The following is a 21510-nucleotide window of genomic DNA, read 5'->3' as shown; positions in this document are numbered from 1 at the left end:
GATTAATCAAGACCTAAAGTGCCGCGCAGCAGAGAGAGATCTTCCGCCAGCGTGGTGATGGGCCCTTTCAGCGCATTACGGTCGCTGGTGGTGAGCTTTTCATAGGAGGCAAAACCGTCTTTGGTGCGGTACTTGCTGAGGATGCCATCCACTTTCTTAAAGTTCGCGTCCACTTTCGCCAGCAGCTGCGGATTGGCTTTTTGCAGCAGAGGACGCAGCAGATTAACGATTTTCTGTGCGCCGTCGATGTTGGCCTGAAAATCGGACAGATCGGTACGGCTGTAGCGATCTTCCTCACCGGAGATTTTGCTGGACGCCACTTCTTCGATCAGGCCTGCCGCGCCACCCACCACTTTCGCCGGCGGGAAGGCCAGCTCGCTGACGCGGGTTTGCAGATCCTGCACATCTTTATACAGCTGGTCAGCAAAGGCGTCCGCGCCTTTAGTGGTGTTATCCGCGAACAGCAGTTTTTCCAGCCGGTGGAAACCGGTGAATTTTGGATCTTCGGCTTTTTTCTCGAAGTCATCTTCACGCGCATCGATGCTGCCGTCGAGGTCAGAGAACAGTTCGGCAATCGGCTCGATGCGCTCGTAGTGCACGCGCGTCGGCGCATACAGCGCTTTGGCTTTTTCCACGTCACCGGCTTTGACCGCGTCGGTAAAGGCTTTGGTGCCTGCCACCAGCGCGCTCACCTCGCCCATCACGTAGACTTTATAGTCGGCAATCGGCCCGACCAGCTGCAGCACGTCCGGCTTGCCGCTGCTGGCGGTTTGGCTGTCACCGCTGACCACCAGTTTGCCTTTCGGATTGGTGAGCAGGCCGCAGGTCATGTCATATTCGCCCGCTTCCAGGTTAGCGGTGAGCTTCTGGCTGAAGCCCGGCGCGATGTTTTCGCGCTCTTCCACCACCATCACCCCTTTGAGGATTTCCCACTCCAGCGCTTTCTGGCTGTTGTTTTTGATGATGAACTGGGTTTTACCGGCCTGCACGTTGAGCGACATCGGCTCGCACTGTTTATCAGTGACGGTTACCGTGACCTGCGGTACGGCAGCGGCAGAAGCGGCACCGGACAGCGCCAGCATAGAGAGCAACAGCGCCTTGCGGCGGAAGCGAATCGTCATAATCATATCCCTGTTACATGAAGGTACAGGCGCGCGGGCGCCTGCGAAAATTTAGCGCACCGACCGTGCGGCGCTGGGTGCCGGACGCGCCGGAAAGAAAAACAGCAGCAGCGCCGGGATCAGGTAAATCAGCCATACCGCCACTTCGCTGACGCTTGGCGCTTCCTGGTATCCCAGAATGCCTTCCAGCAGCGTACCGAAGATCGAATGGGTGGAGAGCGTGTTGCTGAAGTCAAACGCGGTTGCCTGGAAGTGGTTCCACAGTCCCGCTTCGTGGAAGGCGCGGATAGCACCGGCTGCCAGACCGGCCGCCACCAGCAGGATGAACAGGCTGGTCCAGCGGAAGAAGTGCGCCATGTTAAGACGCACACCGCCGTAGTAAATCAGCATGCCGAGGACGATGGCGGTCGCCAGGCCCAGCACCGCGCCAATCGGCGGCGCATAGCCGACATCCTGGGTAAACGCGGCCAGCAGAAAGAACACCGACTCCAGCCCTTCTCGCGCCACGGCGAGAAACACCATCAGCACCAGCGGCAAGCCGCTGCCGCCCGGCTTCTGCAGTGCCTGATCGACCGATTTTTCCAGCGTAGCTTTGATGTTGCGCGACACCTTGCGCATCCAGAACACCATTGACGTGAGGATCACCACGGCAATCACCGCCACGATACCCTCGAACAGCTCCTGCTGTTTCTGCGGGAACTCACCGGTGGTTTCATTGATAAAGATGCCGAGCGCCAGGCACAGTGCCGCGGCGATAAACACGCCGGCCCACATCGCGGGGAACCACTGGCTGCGCTGGGTGCGTTTCAGGTAGCTGGCAATCAGGCTGACGATGAGCGCTGCCTCGAGACCTTCGCGCAGCATGATGAGAAACGGAACGAACATCACCAACCTCTTGAATGTTAAGGAGGGTAAACCTTAGGTAAAAATACGTAAAGTGCGAACGATATCGATTATCATTATCGTGGATAAAAATACAAGTCACTGCGCGAAATTAATTTTGCTTTTGCGGGCCAGGTAGCGATGCGGGAAAGTCAGGGCGGGGTGACAGATTGCGCGATACATCGCGCGCAGAGGACGTGACACGAAAACTGCGGGGAACACGGCAAGCGCGTCCCCCGCTTTACTCAGACCATCACCGTTATTTGGTGTTGTATTCCGCTTCGGCGGCATCGAAACGCTGCTGCGCTTCAGCCGACGGTTCGCGACCGGCCAGGCTCACCACCACAATCGCGATGCTGGCAAACAGGAAGCCCGGGATGATTTCATACAGGTTGAGCCAGGCGTACTGCTTCCAGATCAGCACCGTGGCGGCACCGATAATCATGCCGGCCAGCGCACCGTTGCGCGTCATGCGCTTCCAGCACACGCCGAACAGCACCACCGGACCGAATGCGGCACCAAAACCTGCCCAGGCGTAGCTCACCAGCCCCAGTACGCGGTTATCCGGGTTAGAAGCCAGCGCAATTGCCACCAGCGCAATCAGCAGCACCATCAGACGCCCGACCCACACCAGCTCTTTCTGACTGGCATTTTTACGCAGAAAACCTTTATACAGATCTTCGGTCAGCGCGCTGGAGCACACCAGCAGCTGACAGCTCAGGGTCGACATCACCGCTGCCAGAATAGCCGACAGCAGAATACCGGCGATCCACGGGTTGAACAGAATGCGTGCCAGCTCGATAAACACACGCTCGCCGTTTTCGCTCACACCTGCTGCCTGCTCCGGATGGTTCTGGAAATAGGCGATACCAAAGAAGCCCACCGCAACGGCACCGGCCAGGCACAGGATCATCCAGGCCATGCCGATGCGGCGCGCGGTGCGGATTGAACGGTGCGAATCTGCTGCCATGAAGCGCGCCAGAATATGCGGCTGACCGAAGTAGCCCAGACCCCAGCCGAGCAGCGAAATCACCGCCACGAAGTTCAGGCCCTTCAGCATGTCGAGGTTTTCCAGGCTTTTGGCTTCAATCACCGCCAGCGAATCATCCAGTCCGCCGACGGCGATAATCACAATCACCGGCGTCAGGATCAGCGCAAAAATCATCAGGCTGGCCTGCACGGTATCGGTCCAGCTCACCGCCAGGAAACCGCCCACCAGCGTATAAAGAATGGTTGCCGCCGCGCCAGCCCACAGCGCAGTTTCATAACTCATGCCGAAGGTGCTTTCAAACAGGCGCGCGCCGGCAACCACGCCAGATGCGCAGTAAATGGTGAAGAAAATCAGGATGACCAGTGCGGAGATGACGCGCAGAATTTTGCTGTGGTCTTCGAAGCGGCTGGTAAAAAAGTCCGGCAGGGTTAAGGCGTTATTGTGATGCTCGGTCTGCACGCGCAGGCGACCCGCGACAATTTTCCAGTTCAGCCAGGCGCCAATCGTCAGGCCGATAGCAATCCAGCTTTCAGAAATCCCGGAGAGAAAAATCGCGCCCGGCAGTCCCATCAGCAGCCAGCCGCTCATGTCCGACGCACCGGCTGACAGCGCGGTCACCACGCTGCCGAGGCTGCGGCCGCCCAGAATATAATCGTCGAAGTTTTTGGTTGAGCGGTAAGCGATAAAACCAATCAACACCATCCCGAGGATGTAAATGATAAATGTCACCAGCATCGGTGTACTTACTGTCATCTGTCTCTCCACTTATTATTTGATCTCTTAAGAGAAATCTTTTTCCTGCGTTACCGGAACGGGATAACGTCAGGGCTTTACCGCATCCAGAGAAAGCGATTTCTCATAAGGCGCGGTATCCTGCCGCAAAGGTGCGACGCGCACAATGCATTTAACACAGCTGTTACCTGGGTTTCACCTGACTTTGCATTTTTCATGCTCACAGGTTGCGCCTGTTCACACTTTAAGTTGCACCTCATGCAAGCCAGGACGCGTCCTGTTGCGGTGGGTTGCAACGTTGGCGAGTTTCTTGCAGCAAGTTCTGTGCCGCTTTTGCTGCGTTAACATGAAAGCCGGTTAAAAACGTGCAACCCGGGTCACATTTAACACGGTTGCACAAAGTTGCAACATGGGTGATAGTGCAGCCCACGCTGAAGTTGATTCACATTCTGAGGACGAGGACATCATGGGAACCACCACCATGGGGGTGAAGCTGGATGAAGCCACCCGCGATCGCATTAAACTGGCGGCGCAGAAGATTGACCGCACGCCGCACTGGCTGATTAAACAGGCAATTTTTAACTATCTCGGTCAGCTGGAAGCGGGAGAAACGCTGGCGGAGATTCCGCTGCAGCTGAATGATGCCGCGGACGATGAGCGCGCGCCGGAAGAGAGCTTCCAGCCTTTCCTCGACTTCGCAGAACACATTTTGCCGCAGTCGGTCAGCCGCTCGGCTATCACCGCCGCGTGGCGTCGTCCCGAGACCGATGCGGTGCCAATGCTGCTGGAGCAGGCGCGTCTCCCTGCCCCGCTGGCGGAGAAAACCCACCAGCTGGCATACAGCCTGGCGGACAAGCTAAGGCACCAAAAAGGGGCAACCGGGCGCGCCGGCATGGTGCAAAGCCTGCTGCAGGAGTTCTCGCTTTCGTCTCAGGAAGGCGTAGCGCTGATGTGTCTGGCGGAAGCGCTGCTGCGTATTCCTGACAAGCCCACCCGCGATGCGCTGATCCGCGACAAAATCAGCAACGGCAACTGGCAGTCGCACCTCGGCCGCAGCCCGTCGATGTTCGTTAACGCCGCCACCTGGGGCCTGCTGTTTACCGGTCGTCTGGTCTCTACGCACAACGAAGCTAACCTGTCGAAGTCGCTGAACCGCATCATCGGCAAGAGCGGTGAACCGCTGGTGCGCAAAGGCGTTGATATGGCGATGCGCCTGATGGGCGAGCAGTTCGTCACCGGCGAAACCATCGCTGAAGCGCTGGCTAACGCACGCAAACTCGAAGAGAAAGGCTTCCGCTACTCTTACGACATGCTGGGTGAAGCGGCACTCACCGCCAGCGATGCCAAAGCCTATCTGGTCTCCTATCAGCAGGCGATTCACGCGATTGGTAAAGCCTCCAACGGGCGCGGCATTTATGAAGGTCCGGGCATCTCCATCAAGCTGTCGGCGCTGCATCCGCGCTACAGCCGCGCGCAGTATGAGCGGGTGATGGAAGAGCTCTACCCAATCCTGAAATCGCTGACGCTGCTGGCGCGCTCGTATGACATCGGCATCAACATCGATGCCGAAGAAGCGGATCGCCTGGAGCTGTCGCTCGATCTGCTGGAGAAACTGTGCTTTGAGCCGGAGCTGGAAGGCTGGAACGGCATTGGTTTCGTGATTCAGGCGTACCAGAAGCGCTGCCCGTTTGTGATCGATGCGCTGGTGGATCTGGCGCAGCGCAGCCGCCGTCGTTTGATGATCCGTCTGGTGAAAGGCGCTTACTGGGATAGCGAAATCAAACGTGCGCAGATGGAAGGCCTCGAAGGCTATCCGGTTTATACGCGCAAGGTGTACACCGACATCTCCTACCTCGCCTGCGCGCGCAAGCTGCTGGCGGTGCCTAACCTGATTTATCCGCAGTTTGCCACCCACAACGCCCACACGCTGGCGGCGATCTACCAGCTGGCGGGCAACAACTACTATCCTGGCCAGTACGAATTCCAGTGCCTGCACGGCATGGGCGAACCGCTGTACGAGCAGGTGGTAGGAAAAGTGGCGGACGGCAAGCTGAACCGACCGTGCCGGATTTATGCGCCGGTCGGTACCCACGAAACCCTGCTGGCTTATCTGGTACGTCGCCTGCTGGAAAACGGTGCCAACACCTCGTTCGTTAACCGCATCGCTGACAATACGCTGCCGATTGACGAACTGGTGGCCGACCCGGTGGCTGCGGTGGAGAAAATGGGGGCGGTGGAAGGCGCAATTGGCCTGCCGCATCCGAAGATTCCACTACCGCGCGATCTGTATGGCGACAAGCGTGTCAACTCCGCCGGTCTGGATCTGGCCAACGAACACCGCCTGGCGTCGCTGTCCAGCGCCCTGCTCTCCAGCGCCAGCCAGTCGTGGCAGGCTCAGCCGATGATCGATGGCGAACTGAGTGCCGGCAGCAGCCGTCCGGTGATTAACCCGGCCACGCCAGCGGATATCGTCGGCAGCGTGCGTGAAGCCAGCGCTGAAGAGGTCTCCTGTGCGCTGGATGCCGCAGTGAATGCCGGGCCAATCTGGTTCGCCACGCCGCCGCAGGAGCGTGCCGCGATCCTTGAGCGTGCCGCTCAGGCAATGGAAGACCAGATGCAGCAACTGATCGGTTTGCTGGTGCGCGAAGCAGGTAAAACCTACAACAACGCCATCGCCGAAGTGCGTGAAGCGGTCGACTTCCTCTACTACTACGCCGGCATGGTGCGCGACGATTTCGATAACGAAACCCATCGCCCGCTGGGTCCGGTAGTGTGCATCAGCCCGTGGAACTTCCCGCTGGCGATCTTCACCGGCCAGATAGCTGCCGCGCTGGCCGCCGGCAACAGCGTGCTGGCGAAACCGGCCGAGCAGACGCCGCTGATTGCCGCGCAGGCGGTGCAGATCATGCTGGATGCCGGCGTACCGGCTGGCGTGCTGCAGCTGCTGCCAGGCCAGGGCGAAACGGTCGGTGCCCAGCTGACCGGCGACGAGCGCGTGCGCGGCGTGATGTTCACCGGCTCAACGGCGGTCGCGACCCTGCTGCAGCGCAACCTCGCCGGCCGCCTCGATCCGCAGGGTCGTCCGACGCCGCTGATCGCCGAAACCGGCGGCATGAACGCCATGATCGTCGACTCTTCGGCGCTGACCGAACAGGTGGTGGTGGATATCGTCGCCTCGGCGTTTGACAGCGCCGGTCAGCGCTGCTCGGCGCTGCGTCTGCTGTGCGTGCAGGAAGATGTGGCCGACCACACGCTGAAGATGCTGCGTGGTGCCATGGCCGAATGCCGCATGGGCAATCCGGAGCGCCTGTCAACCGACGTCGGTCCGGTGATCGACGCTGAAGCCAAAGCCAATATCGAGCGCCATATCCAGGCGATGCGTAATAAAGGCTTCAAAGTGTATCAGGCGGTGCAGGAGCATGCGCAGGACAGCAAAGAGTGGCACAGCGGCACCTTTATCAAACCGACGCTGATTGAGCTCGATCAGGTGAGCGATCTGGATAAAGAGGTGTTCGGTCCGGTGCTGCACGTGGTGCGCTTTGCACGCAACAACCTGCCGCAGCTGATTGAGCAGATTAACGCTTCGGGCTATGGCCTGACGCTTGGCGTGCATACCCGTATCGACGAAACCATTGCGCAGGTGACGGCCGGAGCCAAAGTCGGCAACCTGTACGTGAACCGCAACATGGTGGGCGCGGTGGTCGGCGTGCAGCCGTTCGGCGGTGAAGGTCTGTCCGGCACCGGTCCGAAAGCCGGCGGTCCGCTCTATCTTTACCGCCTGCTGGCCAATCGTCCGGACGGTGCGCTGCGCATCACCTTTGATCGTCAGGATGCGGAGCGTCCGGTGGACAGCAGCGTGCGCGCCACGCTGATGAGCGCGCACCAGGCATTGCAGAGCTGGGCACAGGATAAGCCGGCGCTGCTGGCGCTGTGTCAGCGCTACGACGCACTGGCGCAGGCCGGAACCGTGCGTCTGCTGCCGGGCCCGACCGGTGAGCGCAACACCTTCTCATTGCTGCCGCGCGATCGCGTCCTGTGTATCGCCGATAATCAGCAGGATGCGCTGGTTCAGCTGGCGGCGGTAACCAGCGTTGGTAGCCAGGCGCTGTGGCAGGATGACGAGCTGCACCGCACGCTGCGCCAGTCGCTGCCGGCGGCCGTGCAGGCGCGCATCACGCTGGCGAAAGATGTGCTGGCGGCGGAGTTTGATGCGGTGATTTACCACGGCGATGCCGATCAGCTGCGCAGCCTGTGCGAACAGATTGCTGCCCGCGAAGGCGCGATTGTGTCAGTGCAGGGCTTTGCCCGCGGCGAGACCAATCTGCTGCTGGAGCGTTTGCTGATTGAGCGCTCGCTGAGCGTGAATACCGCCGCCGCCGGCGGTAACGCCAGCCTGATGACCATTGGTTAAGTAAAGCCCGGGCGCCATGGATGGCGTAATGGGGATCGGTGCAGGACACCGCAAATTGCAACAAGGCCGTAGCGGCGCAATTTATTGCGCGATGAATCGCGCCGCTACGAAACGTGCCCTCGTTTTTGTACCTATTTAACGCTTACCAGCGAACATCACGCCACCGACTTACTGCGTTTCAGGCCAATCAGCGTCGGGAACACAAACAGCGACTGCCCCAGACCACGATTGGTCAGCGACCAAACCGCCACCGAACACAGCGAACAGATACCGACAATCGCCAGCGGGTAGAAGCACGCCCACAGCAGCGAAAACCACGCCTGCTCAAACAGATGATGGCGCTGCGCAAACAGAATCGCCGACATGCCGAAGAACTCAATGAAGATGCGGTGAATAACGTAGATCTGCAGCGTGTTGCGGCCAATCCAGTTGAAATAACGCATGCTAAAGTGCGCATTGAGCCAGCGGCACGCCGCCACGCTTACCAGCACCGCGATGATGCACAGGAACAGGCTCTTATCGAGGCCAAAAATCACGTGAATCCCTGACAGCGCCGCCAGTGCGGCCCACGGCAGGATATTCTCGGGGCGCAGCTGACTGAGGCGCAGCATCAGCGGGCTCCAGAACGCGCCCAGCAGGAAGAACAGGAAATACTGCGCCACACTCTGCGGTCCCCAGTACGGAATGATTTTCTCTACCGCCAGGTAATTCAGCACCACCGCCGCCACCAGCAGCGCCACCGGATGCTGACGGAAAACTTTGGCGCACAGGAAATAGATCGCCAGACCGTACAGGTACCATGAGGTGCTCATTGCCAGGAAGGTCAGCTTGAGGAACTCCAGCAGCGAACCGGCGTAGGCTGCATTAAGGTTCTGCGAAATGCGCTGACCGGTGATCTCGGTCGAGATGCCGACAATCGACCACCACTGAATAAAGCCCCACAGAATATAGAGATAAAACAGGTTCGTGATGCGGCTGGTAAATACCTGCTTCCACGGTCGGTTAAGAATACCGTTGGTGGCCAGCAGGCCGGAGACGAAGAAAAACGCGGGCATGCGCAACGGTGACAGCACCGTGTTGAACTGCACCCATATTTCCGCCGGGATCCAGCCGGCGCTGAGATATTTTACCGTACCTTCAAAGCCCGGCAATACGGTGTGATACAGTACCACCAGTAATATGCACACTCCTTTCAGAGTATTGACCCATGCAATATCTTCTTTGCTGGCGCTATTCATATTGTGACTCCTGCTGCGGTGTAGGTCTTAAAGGAGAAGAATGAGGAAATAAGCGGTGAAGCCTTTATGGTTATTCAACGATTATTCAACAAGCAGCAGGGGCTGACTCTAGCGAAACTCCTAAAACTTTTCCGCTGGTCCTGATATAACAATACTTTACAGTACCAGAGATAAATTGACCGCTCGGGTATTCCCCCGTGAATGACTGTTATTTAAGCATTCATGGCATAATTTTCCGGTGTGATGCGCGCGGATTGTCACGCCGAAATTAAGAACATTCCGCAGCGGAGTAAACCAGCATTAATTTTATCGCCGGAAAATAAATTTAATAATGCGTCAAAAAGATAAGCGCTGAATAAATCATTTTGCTAAGGGGGAGAAATAAATCGGGCCAGCGAACCGGCCCGGAGAGATTATTGATTAAGAAACTTGTCGAGAAATTGCCGGGTGCGCGCCTGCTGCGGATTGCTGAACAGCGCTTTGGCCGGGCCCTGTTCCACAATGCGCCCCTGATCCATAAAAATGGCGCGATCGGCCACGTCACGCGCGAAGCTCATTTCATGCGTAACGATCACCATGGTGCGTTTCTCCTGCGCCAGCGCGCGGATGGTGTTGAGCACCTCGCCCACCAGTTCAGGATCCAGCGCCGAGGTCGGCTCATCGAACAGAATCACCTGCGGACGCATCGCCAGCGCGCGGGCAATGGCGACGCGCTGCTGCTGACCGCCGGAAAGCCGGCGCGGAAAACTCTCTTCTTTGCCGTGCAGACCGACCTTCTCCAGCAGCGTGCGTGCGCGCGCAATGGCTTCCGCCTTCGCTTCGCCTTTGACGATGACCGGCCCTTCAATGATGTTCTCCAGCACCGAACGATGCGGGAACAGGTTGAAGTTCTGGAACACAAAGCCGACCTGCTGACGCAGCTGGCGCACTTTATCCTTCTGCTTGTTCAGCCCGAGGCTGGCATCGATGCTGATATCACCCACTTTGACCCGGCCGCTTTCCGGCACTTCCAGCAGATTGATACTGCGCAGCAGCGTAGTTTTGCCCGAGCCGCTTGGCCCGATGATCGCCACCACTTCACCAGGTGCGACATCGAGGTCGATACCGTGCAGCACCGTCTGGCCGTGAAACTGCTTCACCAGCTGACGCACTTCAATTGCACTCATCTTGCCTCCCGATCCTGACGATTGACGTGCGCTTCCAGCCGGTTTTGCAGCGCCGACAACAGCGTCGCCATCACCCAGTAAATCAGCGAGGCCGCCAGATACATGGTGAACACTTCCAGCGTGCGCGAGGTGATCAGCTGCGCCTGACGGAACAGCTCCGGCACCTGGATGGTGGCCGCCAGCGAGGTATCTTTCACCAGGCTGATAAAGCTGTTACCGAGCGGCGGCAGCGCGGTGCGCGCGGCCTGTGGCAGAATGACGCGACGCAGCGTCTGCCACGGCGTCATCCCAATGCTGGCTGCCGCTTCCCACTGACCGCGCTCAATCGCCGCGATCGCGCCGCGCAGCGATTCTGACGCATACGCGGCGGTGTTGAGTGACAGACCAATCATCGCCGACGGAATCGGGTCAAGCTCGATGCCAAACTGCGGCAGACCGTAGTAGATCATAAACAGCTGGGCAATCAACGGCGTACCGCGAAAGATCGACACATAAAAACGCGCCAGCCAGTTAACCGGCCAGAAACGTGACAGGCGCATCAGCGCCAGCACGAAGCCGAGTATCAGGCCGAAGAACATCCCGCCGATACTCAGCTGCAGCGTAAACAGCGCGCCCTTCAGCAGAAAAGGTGCTGAATCCAGCACCAGCTGTAAACTTTCCTGCATTATTTCGTCACGTCCGCGCCGAACCACTTCTCAGACAGCTTGCTCAGCGAGCCATCTTTTTGCATGTCGGCGATGGCACCATCAATCGCTTTCAGCAGCGATTCGTTGCCTTTACGCAGCGCCACGCCCGCTTCCAGACGGGAGAATGCCGGGCCAGCAACCGCCATGGTATTGCCGGTTTTCTTCACCAGATCCAGCGCCGCTAAGCGGTCCACCAGAATGGCATCGAGGCGGCCGGAACGCAGATCCTGATATTTGGTTGGGTCATCATCATAGGTGCGGACATCCACGCCTTTAACGTTGTCACGCAGCCACTGCTCATAGTTAGAGCCGAGACCCACGCCGACTTTCTTGCCGGACAGATCGTCCGGTTTGGTGATGGAGCCCGCGTTCTTCTTCAGCGTCAGCGCCTGCACGCCAGAGATGGTGTACGGCGTGGAGAAGTCATACTTCTTCTTGCGCTCGTCGGAGATGGTCACCTGGTTGATCACCACGTCGATACGTTTGGAATCCAGTGAGGCCAGCATACCGTCCCATTTGGTCGGTTTGAGTTCCGCTTTCACGCCGAGGTGTTTGGCCAGCTCCTGAGCAAACTCGACTTCAAAACCGGTCAGCTTGCCGTTTTCATCCTGAAAGCTGAACGGCGGATAGGTGCCTTCCAGCCCGACGCGCAGCTCACCTTTGCTCTTAACCTGCGCCAGCAAATCTTCTGCCGCAACGCTTTTTACGTTCACGCCCGCCACCAGTGCGACCGCCATCATTCCCATCACCAGCTGGCGACGAATCGGAGAGAAAGCCATGTTTACCCCATTATTGTGATGTGTTGTGTGCTTATGGTTAATTAACGCTCATTTTGGGCGCGGCGCGCTTTATCTCGCAATAAAGGGTGCCGCTCCGGCATGTGCTCTTTGTAATAACCGCTGGATTATAAACCTTTTTTTGCTGCTGTCTCATACCGAAGGATGATAAGCAAATAACGCCGGTGCGCCGCCGGTATGCACAAACAGCAGCGGCCCTTCCCGGCGGAAACGGTTCTGGCTGATGCCATCGATCAGACCGGCCATCGCTTTGCCGGTATAAACCGGGTCAAGCATGATGCCCTCCAGCCGCGCCAGCAGGCGCACCGCGTCCATGCCTTCGTCATTGGGTTCGCCGTAGCGCGGGGCAAAATAGTCATCCCACAGGGTTAGCGGCGCACGCGTTTCCAGCTCTAGCTGCTGCGCCAGCGCGCTGCGGATGCGTTCCACCACCGGCAGCTGCGCCTCGACCTTGCGCGATACCGTCACGCCGACCAGCTCGCTATTCGGCAGCAGCTGTTCCAGTCCGACCGCCAGCCCGGCATGCGTGCCGGCACTGCCCGACGCCACCACTACCGCGGCGAAATCCACCACGCCTTCACTTTGATGGGCGATCTCCTGCGCGCATTCGACGTAGCCCAGCGCGCCAAGCGCATTTGAGCCGCCCACCGGCACAACGTAAGGCCGGAAGCCCTGCGCTTCCAGCCGTTCGGCCTGCTCTGCCAGCTGCTGCGGCGGATTGTGCAGCGCATCAACCATCACGACCTCGACATCCATCAGATCCAGCAGCAGGCGGTTGCCGTTGCTCAGGTAGTTGGCGGCGTCGGTGCCAATCGGGTTCTCCAGCAGCGCCACGCACTTCAGGCCGAGACGCGCCGCCACGGCTGCCGTCTGGCGCACGTGGTTGGACTGGATCGCGCCGGCAGTCAGCAGCACATCGGCGCCTTCACGCAACGCATCGGCGGCGAGAAACTCCAGCTTACGCAGCTTGTTGCCGCCCAGCGCCACCGGCGTAACGTCATCACGTTTGATAAAGATATCGCGCCCAAGGTAATCGGACAGCCGGGGCAGATGCTCTAGCGGCGTTGGTGCACCGAGTAATTCAAGACGGGGAAACTGGTGCAGAAGTTGTAAGGACAATGCAGCCTCCATTCGGGCAATGTGCAGTTATCCCTACAGTGTTGCAGAAGATGAGAAAAGTCGCATCCGGAATTGATCGCGGTGCGCCCCGGTTGCTGGCATGCTCACCAGTCACCGGGGCAGAAACCCCTTCAGCTGCGCTGCCAGCCTAAGAACTGGTCATATTTGCGCAGGGCAATACGGTAGTTGTTGTTGCCCGCATCGGGCAGATCGTTTTGCAGACACTCATGCCAGCTGTTGCCCCGTAATCTTTCTGCCGGGAAATTTTTCGCTTTCAGCATGTCATCGAGACGACGCAGACGCACCACATATTCGCGAATGGTACTGTGACTCATCTCGGTCTGCTCAAACAGATATTGTTTGAACGCCATGATGTCGAAGTAATTCGGATGGGTATTACAAAAAATATCGCTGCAGAAACGGCACAGCGCCGTCAGTTCCGGCTGGAGTTTCATCCATACCTGATCGTCAATCATCTGGTCCATACGTGCGATGGCCTCTTTATTGATGATCTGGCCGCGGAACACTAACGCCATACGGTCTAAAACTTTACCACAGTGTGAACAGTTGCTTTGGCTGTGTTTATAGTCTTTAAGGTAGCGACTTAACGGTCTGGCTTTGACTTTGGCTCCCATTGCTGAGTCCCCGGTTTTTTTATTTTTGGTTCCCCAGGAACTGAGTCTGTCAGCGCGCTCCCGTCAAACGGGCCCGCAGGCGTTTAATCGCCTGACTGTGCAACTGGCTGACGCGGGATTCCCCCACTTCCAGCACCGCGCCAATCTCTTTCAGGTTCAGTTCTTCCTGGTAGTACAGTGTGAGCACCAATTTTTCGCGTTCAGGCAACGCCTCAATCGCTTCAATCACGCGTTCACGCAGGTTTCCTTCCATTAACTGATGCAACGGGTTGGCTTCCTCATGCCCCTCCGTGACCAGTTCCGCACTGTCGCCGTGTTCTTCCCGATACTCGTCGTACGAGAAAAGCTGGCTGTTATTGGTATCCAGCAAAATCTGCCGGTACTCTTCCAGCGAAACATTCAACCGCTCAGCCACTTCCTGCTCGGTAGCCGCGCGCCCCAACGCTTGCTCTACCTGATGCATAGCGCCGGCCACCTCGCGCGCATTACGACGTACGCTGCGTGGTGCCCAGTCGCGGCTGCGCAGTTCATCCAGCATTGCGCCCCGGATACGCTGCACGGCGTAGGTGGTAAAGGCCGTGCCCTGCAGCGCGTCATAGCGCTCCACGGCATTCAGTAAGCCAATCCCCCCGGCCTGCAGCAGATCGTCAAGCTCAACGCTGGCTGGCAAACGCACCTGCAGGCGCAGCGCTTCATGCCGCACCAGAGGAACGTAGCGCTGCCAGAGCGAATGTTTATCCATCACGCCATCGGCGGTATAGAGATCGTTCACGTTGACTACCCTGCGTTAATAAAGTTATCGGCATGATTATCCAATTCTGTAGCGGTTTCGATTGGCAGAATAGGCAGGCAAAAGCGAGGTTATTTCAAATTTGTTATGGATGGCGGTGGATCGCACCGCCATAACCGGCAGAATCAGCGCAGGTTGCGCAGCCGCTGCCTTGTGCCAGGCGGAACGGCATCCCACAGCGCACAGGTTTTGCCCTCAAGCGCCTGATAAAAAGGGCTAATGGACTCGTCGCTTTCCAGCGCAGAATTAAACAGCACCTGACCGGTTTCAGCGTCGATGCTAATCATTTTGTTGATGAACAGCCGCTGCAGGTCGCTGCGCAGGAACAGGCCATTGTCGACGCTGTTGTCCGCCAGAAAGCCCTCTTCATTCTCCTGAGTGTCGATATGACAGGCTTCCACCCACGGCCAGCTGTGGCGCTCGGTCAGGCGCGTGCCGGTAATAATGCAGGCGCCATAGCGCGCTTTCACCGCCGAGCTGAACTCCGCCTGGCTGGCGCGCTGGAATACCTTCGCCTTGACGCGCCGCCCCACTTCCGTGCCCGGCATCACCGCGCTGGGCATTTTCTGCTGCGGCGTGCTGAGCACCACTAAAAACTGGATCTTGCGCGACAGCGGGAAACACGGGTGCGCCTGCGGATCAAACAGCTGCCAGTACTCTTCCTCTTCGGTCTGGCGCATCAGCACCAGCTTAAAGCCGCGGCTGTTGAGCAGGTTTTGCGCCTCCGCCGAGCGCGGATCGAGCATCGCGTACACCCGGGTTTCGCCGATCACTTTCCAGCGTCCGCTTTTACGCGCTTCATCGTTACGACGAAAATAGAGAAACGCCTGCTGGTTCTTAAGGTAATGCTCGAAGCGGCGCAGGTAGTTTTTGCGCTCGTTATCGTCGGAGACGAACAGCAGATCCTCCAGCGGACTGTTCAGCTCCTCCTGCGCAAACAGCGCGCGGATCACCAGGTTGCGGTAGCTGGTCGACGGGCTGAGCAACCCGCGGGCGGTGAGCTCCTTCTCCTCCGGATGCTGCTGCGCATAGCGCAGCGCGATCTCATCGAAGGTCAGTTGCTCACCCGGTAACAAGTCATAATTGAAGCGCATAGACACCCCAGAAACAGGAAAAATAGAGCTTAAAAATTGGAATGATTCTGTGAATAGTTATCGGCAAATGTGCGGAAGGCTGTAACGAGTTGGTGATTATTTATAATTTTTGACGCCAAATAAAAAAAGCGCCCGAAGGCGCTTTAAGCACTTTATTCTTTGCCGGGTGATTAACGCAGCAGAGACAGCATGGTCTGTGGAACCTGGTTAGCCTGTGCCAGCACAGAAGAACCGGCCTGCTGCAGAATCTGTGCACGAGACATGTTAGACACTTCCGTCGCGTAGTCAGAGTCCTGGATACGGCTGCGCGCAGCTGACAGGTTGTTGGTGGTGTTGTTCAGGTTAGTGATGGTTGATTCAAAACGGTTCTGAGAAGCACCCAGCAGGCTACGCTGGTTGTCAACAGCTTTAATTGCTGCATCAATATCAGCTAATGGTTTTGTAGTACCGGTAATGACACCTGTAGTAGCGTCAACTGTAGCTCCAGCTGCGTTCGAGCCATCATCATTGATTTTTCCTAATTGAACATCAAAGCCTTCAGCAGCGACAGTACGGTTTTCTCCGTTGACTTTGATATTTGCAGTATCGGTAGATTTAGTATTAAGAGTAGAAGTACCACTGGCGGTTGTAGTACTAGCTAAATCCCAACCACTGCTGGCATTCATAGTAATGCCAATTTTTTCACCATCTTTAGAACCGACCTGGAAATTAAAATCTTTTGCAGTTGCGTTGCTAAGTACTTTAATACCGTTAAAGTCAGTTTCCTTGGTTACACGGCTGATTTCTTCCATACGCTGGTTAACTTCAGACTGGATCGAATCAAGGTCAGAAGCTGAGTTAGAGCTATTTTGTGCCTGTACGGTCAAGTCACGCACACGCTGCAGGTTGTTGTTGATCTCTGAAAGCGCGCCTTCCGCAGTCTGCGCCAGAGAGATGCCGTCGTTGGCGTTACGGGCAGCAACGGTCAGGCCGTTGATGTTAGAGGTGAAGCGGTTGGCAATCGCCTGACCGGCAGCATCATCTTTCGCGCTGTTGATACGCAGACCAGATGACAGACGCTCGATCGCAGAACCCAGCGAAGACTGAGATTTAGTCAGGTTGTTCTGCGTCACCAGGGACAGGGTGTTAGTGTTGATAACAGCCATGATATTTATCCTTCAAATTAAATGGGTTAGGTTTCGGCATTTGGCCTGCGGCTTCATCACCGTCAACCTGATTATCGTCAGCCCCTAACCAACCTTTAGAAAAAATTCAGCGAAAATTTAAAAAAGCGCAAAAGGCCGAAGTGCAATAAAGAAGGGGTTTTTATCTGGCTATTGTTTTTTTGCTGAGGGATTAAGATTTTTACATCGCTGCCGATACTGCTTCCAGTGATTGTCCATCAACTAAGGATTGAACCATGGCAAGTGTAAGTAACCTGAACGCAGGAACGAACCTCGGCTTAAGCGATTTATATGACCAGCTGCAAACGGCAGAGCAGGCTAACCTGACGCCGATTACAACACAACAGACTTCTTATAAAGCCAAGCTTTCAGCATGGGGCATCGTGCAGACTGCACTGCAAAAAGTGCAGACTGCGGCGGCGGCATTAAAAGACACTTCCGCTATCGCCTCGACCAAAGTTAGCAGCACTAATAGTGCTTTCACGGCAACACTGGCTAACGATGCAACATCTGGTACTTATTCAATTGAAGTTACCCAACTGGCTAAAGCGCAGTCGTTGCTGTCCAAAAGTGCCACGAGCAAAGATGCCGACTTAGGCGATAGCAGCCAGGCTTCACGGACTATCACCATTACGCAGCCGGGCCAGAAAACCCCAATGACCATCACGCTGAGCAAAGATCAAACCAGCCTGACGGACATTAAAGATGCCATTAACAAACAGCAGGGCAGCGTTACCGCCAGTATCATCAAATCCGATGACAATACCTATTATCTGGCGCTGACCTCGCGTGATACCGGCACCACCAACGAAATGACGGTGTCTACCGATGACAGCGCCCTGGCGCAGTACATTGGTTTTACCAAAGGTGGCGGTAGTAATGGTATGACGGAGCAGGTGGAAGCCGCCGATGCCAAACTGAGCATCAATGGTGTCGCCATTACCCGCAGCAGCAACACCATTACTGACGCGCCGGAAGGCGTCACGCTGAGCCTGACCAAAACCAATACCGGCAGCCCGGAGACCTTATCTGTTACCAAGGATAACGCACCGATGATCGCCGCAGTGCAGGCTTACGTTGACGCGTATAACTCGCTGCAAACCACAATCAGTAATCAGACCAAGTACACCGCTGTGGATCAGGGCAGTACCTCGCAGGACTCCAGCAATGGCGATCTGATAGGCGATGGCACGCTGCGCAATATCCAGACCAGCCTGCGCTCCAAGCTATCTAGCAGTGCACAGAGCGGTGGCAGCATTTCCTTACTTTCCCAGATTGGTGTGACCCAGGATATTAACGGCAAGCTGACCGTCGACAGCACCAAACTGAACAAAGCGCTGGATGAAAAGTCTGCTGATGTGGTGACGTTCCTGTCAGGTGACGGCAAAACCACCGGCTTTGCAACCCAGACCAGCAATTACCTCGATCAGATTCTGGGCACTAACGGTTCCGTACAGAACGCTACCGATGGTATTAACAAGACGCTGAAAAAACTGTCTGACGATTACGATCGGGTAAACGCGCAAATCACGACTACTATGGCGCGCTATAAGACCCAGTTTACCAATCTGAACACACTGGTCTCATCCATGACCCAGACGCAGAATTATCTGACGCAGCAGTTCGCGAACATGAGCAGTTAACAGGAGTTAAATATGTACGCCAAATCGGGCATTCAGGCCTACGCACAGGTCGGTTTAGAGAGTGCCGTGTTGAGTGCCAGCCCACATCAGCTGGTGGTAATGCTGTTTGATGGCGCACTGAGCGCCATGAAAAAAGCCACCATTCTGATGGATCAGGGTGATATTCCCGGTAAGGGCCAGGCGCTGACGAAAGCGATAAACATCATTACTAACGGACTGCGAGCTGGCCTGAACCATGAAATTGGCGGCGAGTTGTCTGCCAATCTTGACGATCTGTATGAATACATGACGCGCCGTCTGCTGGAGGCCAATCTGCGTAACGATCCGCAAGCGATTGCAGAAGTCGAAGCGCTGTTGAGCAACATTGCAGAGGCGTGGAAGCAAATCGGCCCTAACCAACAGCAGGACTCGTATTAATGTCGACACACGTTGATTTACTTCAGGGCTATCAGCAACTGCTGCAGCTCAGTAACGCGATGCTCGCGCAGGCCAGAGGTGGCCAGTGGGATGACTTGATCGCTTGTGAGATGACTTATCTGCGAAATGTAGAGAGCGTGACGCGCGATCAGGGTACCAGTGCTTTGTCTTCCGGATTACGCTTACAGATTCGTCCGATGCTGAAACAGGTACTGGATAATGAAAGCGAGATTAAAACCTTACTGACACAGCGTATGGATGAACTGCGATCGCTGGTGCAAACCACCACGCAACAACAAAAAGTGACGTCAGCCTATGGCCGATTCTCTAACAAGGTGCTCTACCCGGGGAACCTTTAATTCACAGATTGCGCGGGTAATAGCACCGTTGCCTTACCCGCGTAATGGGGTTATTTCTCTGCCGCCACCGGCTTCAGAATCTGCGGCTCAATATCCTGAATCACCGCGTCGCCAGGACGCTTTGCCACTTCGTCCAGCGCCTGCTGGCACTCGACGGTTGGGCGATCCACTTTACGCAGCGTCAGACCATCGTAGTGCAGCTCACCGTTTTCCAGCGTGAGTGGCATCACGCGCGCCTGGCGGTTAACGTTGACCCAGTCATCATCCAGACGCGTCAGCTTGCCCGGTTTGGCAATCACCCGCTGCCACTGGCGGCAGTCAAGGGTCGCGCCGTCAGCGCTGACGATCAGGCTGGCCATGGCCTCGTTGCTGATCAGCTTGCTCTGCGGCCCCACCGTTTGCCAGTTGCCCTGCAGTTCCAGTGGTGCCGGGGTTTTTACCGCTTCGTCATAACTGTTGATTTGCGCACAGCCACTCAGCGCCAGCGCGGCCAGTACCATCCACTTTTTCATCTTCGGTCCCTACACTCGCATCAATGGCGGCTACGTTATAATGTTTTCCCGGCGTGACGCAAGGTATCTGCGGTGTTATCCCCCTTCTCTTTCTCCGCTGCCCTCAAGCTGGTCAACTCTTCGCCGATAACCTGATGTGAAGTCTTAAGCACCTGCACTCATAACAATATTGACGACTTACTCACCCTGGTTTCGGAGAACGCTGTTATGCGATTGACCCTTCGCGCACGTCTGGCTGCGATTGTCGGCCTGCTGTGCCTGTTACTGATTATTGCCGCCATCTGGGGAATTATTGGCCTGCGCGCCGCCGATCAGCGCGCGCAAAATGCTTATCAGAATGAGCTGCTGCCTCTGCAATACTCTTCGCGCCTGTACCGCATGGTGCAGGCGCAATCCGCGACCCTGTTCGATGCGCTGCGCTACTGGACCGACAGCAGTGAAGTGGAAAAACGCCTGGCGCGCATTGCGCAGTATGGCCAGCAGATCAACGCCGATCGCCATACCTGGCAGCAGCTGGCGTTCGATGCGCAGACTAAACCGCTCAGCCAGCGCTTCCTGACGCATCTCGACGGCTGGCAGGGCGCGCTGCACGAAGCCGGTGAACTGCTGAAAGGCGGTAACCCCTCCGCCGCGCTGGTGGTGATCGAAACCCGCCTGCGCAGCGGCAGCGAACTGCTGCAGCAGGATATCGATCAGCTGGATGGCCTGATGCGCCAGCATGCGCAAACGGCCTGGCAGCAGGGCAACCGTGACTACCTGTTGGCGCGCAATAGCCTGATCGCCATCCTGCTGTTGGGTCTAAGTCTGGCGCTGGTCTCCGGCTGGCTGCTGATCCGCTCAATTAACCGTTCTATTGCTCAGGCGCGCGAGCTGGCGGATGCCATCGCCGGCGGCGAGCTCAATCACCACATCGGCACGGTAACGCGCGATGAGATGGGAGAACTGATGCAGGCGCTGCTGCGCATGGATGTGCGGCTGGCGGAGATCGTGCGCGAGGTGGGCGAAAGTGCCCATGCGCTGAGCGATGCGGCGCGTCAAATGGCGGATGGCAACGACGATCTGTCGGAACGTACCCATGCGCAGGCCAGCTCGCTGGAGCAGACTGCGGCCAGCATGGAGCAGATGACCGCCACGGTAAAACATAACGCGGACAATGCCGCGCAGGCCAACGAGCTGGCAAGCGATGTGCGCCATCAGGCCGAGCGCGGCAGCGGCGTACTGCGCGACGCGGTGAGTGCGATGGAGGAGATTGAATCTTCCAGCAAGCGCATCGCGGATATCAACCGCGTGATTGATGAGATCGCCTTCCAGACTAACCTGCTGGCACTGAATGCGGCGGTGGAAGCAGCGCGCGCCGGGGAACAGGGGCGCGGCTTCGCGGTGGTGGCGTCAGAAGTGCGTCAGCTGGCGCAGCGTTCGGCCGGTGCCGCCCAGGAGATCAAAGCCCTGATCGATGCCAGCGTCGGCAAAGTCGAAGCCGGCAGCGCGCTGGTGCAGCGATCGGGCGAGATGCTCAATGACATCAATCACGGCGTGGCGCGCATGGTGGATATTGTCGGCGAGATCGCCGTGGCCAGCCGCCAGCAATCGAGCGGTATTGAGCAGGTAAACACGGCGGTGATCCAGATGGATGGCGCTACCCAGCAGAATGCGTCGCTGGTGCAGCAGGCCAGCGCCGCAAGCCAGACGGTGAGCCAGCATGCCGGCCTGCTGGTGGAAAAAATGGCGTTCTTCCGCCTGCAGCAGCCATAAGG

The 21510-nt window shown here is 57.2% G+C and carries 18 protein-coding genes; 5 read left to right on the top strand and 13 right to left on the bottom strand.

Annotated elements, in window-relative coordinates; all coding sequences use genetic code 11:
• Window positions 1-2 precede the first annotated feature (2 nt).
• The 3 genes from efeO to putP all read right to left on the bottom strand — a co-directional run bounded on the left by efeO (window position 3) and on the right by putP (window position 3747).
• Complete coding sequence (gene efeO, locus MXF20_RS14965; RefSeq protein ID WP_325970057.1) at window positions 3-1121, bottom strand: iron uptake system protein EfeO; 1119 nt, start codon at window positions 1119-1121, stop codon at window positions 3-5.
• Between the two features lie 51 nt (window positions 1122-1172).
• Window positions 1173-2006, bottom strand: a complete 834-nt coding sequence (gene efeU / locus MXF20_RS14960) for an iron uptake transporter permease EfeU (RefSeq protein ID WP_021509909.1) — start codon at window positions 2004-2006, stop codon at window positions 1173-1175.
• 256 nt (window positions 2007-2262) lie between these two features.
• Window positions 2263-3747 (bottom strand): sodium/proline symporter PutP, encoded by a 1485-nt coding sequence (putP, locus tag MXF20_RS14955; RefSeq protein WP_325970056.1) that lies wholly within the window; start codon window positions 3745-3747, stop codon window positions 2263-2265.
• Window positions 3748-4192: 445 nt separating this feature from the next.
• On the opposite strand from putP, the gene putA reads away from it, so the two are divergent.
• A complete protein-coding gene (putA, locus tag MXF20_RS14950; RefSeq protein ID WP_325970055.1) occupies window positions 4193-8137 on the top strand; it encodes a trifunctional transcriptional regulator/proline dehydrogenase/L-glutamate gamma-semialdehyde dehydrogenase in 3945 nt (1314 codons plus the stop codon).
• Window positions 8138-8292: 155 nt separating this feature from the next.
• On the opposite strand, the gene MXF20_RS14945 is transcribed toward putA, so the two are convergent.
• The 9 genes from MXF20_RS14945 to MXF20_RS14905 all read right to left on the bottom strand — a co-directional run bounded on the left by MXF20_RS14945 (window position 8293) and on the right by MXF20_RS14905 (window position 16807).
• The gene (locus MXF20_RS14945; protein WP_325970054.1) at window positions 8293-9375 is read right to left on the bottom strand and encodes an acyltransferase family protein; all 1083 of its coding nucleotides are present in this window, start codon (window positions 9373-9375) and stop codon (window positions 8293-8295) included.
• A gap of 413 nt (window positions 9376-9788) precedes the next feature.
• A complete protein-coding gene (gene tcyN / locus MXF20_RS14940) occupies window positions 9789-10541 on the bottom strand; it encodes an L-cystine ABC transporter ATP-binding protein TcyN (RefSeq protein WP_325970053.1) in 753 nt (250 codons plus the stop codon).
• Window positions 10538-11206: a cystine ABC transporter permease gene (tcyL, locus tag MXF20_RS14935; RefSeq protein ID WP_325970052.1), complete on the bottom strand. Its 669-nt coding sequence runs from the start codon at window positions 11204-11206 to the stop codon at window positions 10538-10540. The genes tcyN and tcyL overlap by 4 nt, the downstream gene beginning before the upstream one ends.
• Entirely contained in the window at window positions 11206-12006 is an 801-nt protein-coding gene (tcyJ, locus tag MXF20_RS14930) for a cystine ABC transporter substrate-binding protein (RefSeq protein WP_325970051.1), read from the bottom strand. Before tcyJ ends, tcyL begins: the two co-directional genes overlap by 1 nt.
• A 150-nt stretch (window positions 12007-12156) precedes the next feature.
• Window positions 12157-13143, bottom strand: coding sequence for a D-cysteine desulfhydrase (locus MXF20_RS14925; protein WP_325970050.1), 987 nt, complete (start codon window positions 13141-13143; stop codon window positions 12157-12159).
• A 131-nt stretch (window positions 13144-13274) separates the two neighbouring features.
• On the bottom strand, window positions 13275-13778 hold the full coding sequence (gene fliZ, locus MXF20_RS14920; RefSeq protein WP_325970049.1) for a flagella biosynthesis regulatory protein FliZ: 504 nt from the start codon (window positions 13776-13778) through the stop codon (window positions 13275-13277).
• Between the two features lie 49 nt (window positions 13779-13827).
• Entirely contained in the window at window positions 13828-14550 is a 723-nt protein-coding gene (locus MXF20_RS14915; protein ID WP_021509900.1) for an RNA polymerase sigma factor FliA, read from the bottom strand.
• Between the two features lie 143 nt (window positions 14551-14693).
• Window positions 14694-15662 (bottom strand): HNH endonuclease signature motif containing protein, encoded by a 969-nt coding sequence (locus MXF20_RS14910; protein WP_325970048.1) that lies wholly within the window; start codon window positions 15660-15662, stop codon window positions 14694-14696.
• A 170-nt stretch (window positions 15663-15832) separates the two neighbouring features.
• Window positions 15833-16807 carry a flagellin gene (locus tag MXF20_RS14905; RefSeq protein WP_325970047.1) on the bottom strand — a complete coding sequence of 325 codons (975 nt, stop codon included), beginning with the start codon at window positions 16805-16807 and terminating at the stop codon, window positions 15833-15835.
• 254 nt (window positions 16808-17061) lie between these two features.
• Here MXF20_RS14905 and fliD point away from each other — a divergent pair, with 254 nt between their 5' ends.
• Genes fliD through fliT form a run of 3 tightly spaced genes read left to right on the top strand, consistent with a single transcriptional unit; the run spans window position 17062 to window position 19244 of the window.
• Window positions 17062-18468: a flagellar filament capping protein FliD gene (gene fliD / locus MXF20_RS14900; RefSeq protein ID WP_325970046.1), complete on the top strand. Its 1407-nt coding sequence runs from the start codon at window positions 17062-17064 to the stop codon at window positions 18466-18468.
• Between the two features lie 12 nt (window positions 18469-18480).
• Window positions 18481-18885, top strand: coding sequence for a flagellar export chaperone FliS (fliS, locus tag MXF20_RS14895; protein WP_058780706.1), 405 nt, complete (start codon window positions 18481-18483; stop codon window positions 18883-18885).
• Complete coding sequence (gene fliT / locus MXF20_RS14890; RefSeq protein ID WP_325970045.1) at window positions 18885-19244, top strand: flagella biosynthesis regulatory protein FliT; 360 nt, start codon at window positions 18885-18887, stop codon at window positions 19242-19244. The genes fliS and fliT overlap by 1 nt, the downstream gene beginning before the upstream one ends.
• 50 nt (window positions 19245-19294) lie before the next feature.
• On the opposite strand, the gene yedD is transcribed toward fliT, so the two are convergent.
• The gene (gene yedD, locus MXF20_RS14885; RefSeq protein ID WP_325970044.1) at window positions 19295-19756 is read right to left on the bottom strand and encodes a lipoprotein YedD; all 462 of its coding nucleotides are present in this window, start codon (window positions 19754-19756) and stop codon (window positions 19295-19297) included.
• A 207-nt stretch (window positions 19757-19963) separates the two neighbouring features.
• Here yedD and MXF20_RS14880 point away from each other — a divergent pair, with 207 nt between their 5' ends.
• The gene (locus MXF20_RS14880) at window positions 19964-21508 is read left to right on the top strand and encodes a methyl-accepting chemotaxis protein (RefSeq protein ID WP_325970043.1); all 1545 of its coding nucleotides are present in this window, start codon (window positions 19964-19966) and stop codon (window positions 21506-21508) included.
• The last annotated feature ends 2 nt before the right edge of the window (window positions 21509-21510 follow it).

Origin of the sequence: Pantoea dispersa, assembly GCF_035783935.1 — a bacterium.
GTDB classification, from domain to species: Bacteria; Pseudomonadota; Gammaproteobacteria; order Enterobacterales; family Enterobacteriaceae; genus Pantoea; species Pantoea dispersa_C.
This window is presented reverse-complemented; position numbering and strand designations above follow the sequence as displayed.

What these genes read in the sequence shown, in the direction of transcription:
- tcyN (WP_325970053.1), bottom strand. Translation starts at nt 10,541, where the DNA reads ATGAGTGCAATTGAAGTGCGTCAGCTGGTGAAGCAGTTTCACGGCCAG.
- fliZ (WP_325970049.1), bottom strand. Translation starts at nt 13,778, where the DNA reads ATGGGAGCCAAAGTCAAAGCCAGACCGTTAAGTCGCTACCTTAAAGAC.
- MXF20_RS14945 (WP_325970054.1), bottom strand. Translation starts at nt 9,375, where the DNA reads ATGAATAGCGCCAGCAAAGAAGATATTGCATGGGTCAATACTCTGAAA.
- tcyL (WP_325970052.1), bottom strand. Translation starts at nt 11,206, where the DNA reads ATGCAGGAAAGTTTACAGCTGGTGCTGGATTCAGCACCTTTTCTGCTG.
- efeU (WP_021509909.1), bottom strand. Translation starts at nt 2,006, where the DNA reads ATGTTCGTTCCGTTTCTCATCATGCTGCGCGAAGGTCTCGAGGCAGCG.
- MXF20_RS14880 (WP_325970043.1), top strand. Translation starts at nt 19,964, where the DNA reads ATGCGATTGACCCTTCGCGCACGTCTGGCTGCGATTGTCGGCCTGCTG.
- fliS (WP_058780706.1), top strand. Translation starts at nt 18,481, where the DNA reads ATGTACGCCAAATCGGGCATTCAGGCCTACGCACAGGTCGGTTTAGAG.
- putP (WP_325970056.1), bottom strand. Translation starts at nt 3,747, where the DNA reads ATGACAGTAAGTACACCGATGCTGGTGACATTTATCATTTACATCCTC.
- efeO (WP_325970057.1), bottom strand. Translation starts at nt 1,121, where the DNA reads ATGACGATTCGCTTCCGCCGCAAGGCGCTGTTGCTCTCTATGCTGGCG.
- MXF20_RS14910 (WP_325970048.1), bottom strand. Translation starts at nt 15,662, where the DNA reads ATGCGCTTCAATTATGACTTGTTACCGGGTGAGCAACTGACCTTCGAT.
- tcyJ (WP_325970051.1), bottom strand. Translation starts at nt 12,006, where the DNA reads ATGGCTTTCTCTCCGATTCGTCGCCAGCTGGTGATGGGAATGATGGCG.
- yedD (WP_325970044.1), bottom strand. Translation starts at nt 19,756, where the DNA reads ATGAAAAAGTGGATGGTACTGGCCGCGCTGGCGCTGAGTGGCTGTGCG.
- MXF20_RS14905 (WP_325970047.1), bottom strand. Translation starts at nt 16,807, where the DNA reads ATGGCTGTTATCAACACTAACACCCTGTCCCTGGTGACGCAGAACAAC.
- putA (WP_325970055.1), top strand. Translation starts at nt 4,193, where the DNA reads ATGGGAACCACCACCATGGGGGTGAAGCTGGATGAAGCCACCCGCGAT.
- fliT (WP_325970045.1), top strand. Translation starts at nt 18,885, where the DNA reads ATGTCGACACACGTTGATTTACTTCAGGGCTATCAGCAACTGCTGCAG.
- fliD (WP_325970046.1), top strand. Translation starts at nt 17,062, where the DNA reads ATGGCAAGTGTAAGTAACCTGAACGCAGGAACGAACCTCGGCTTAAGC.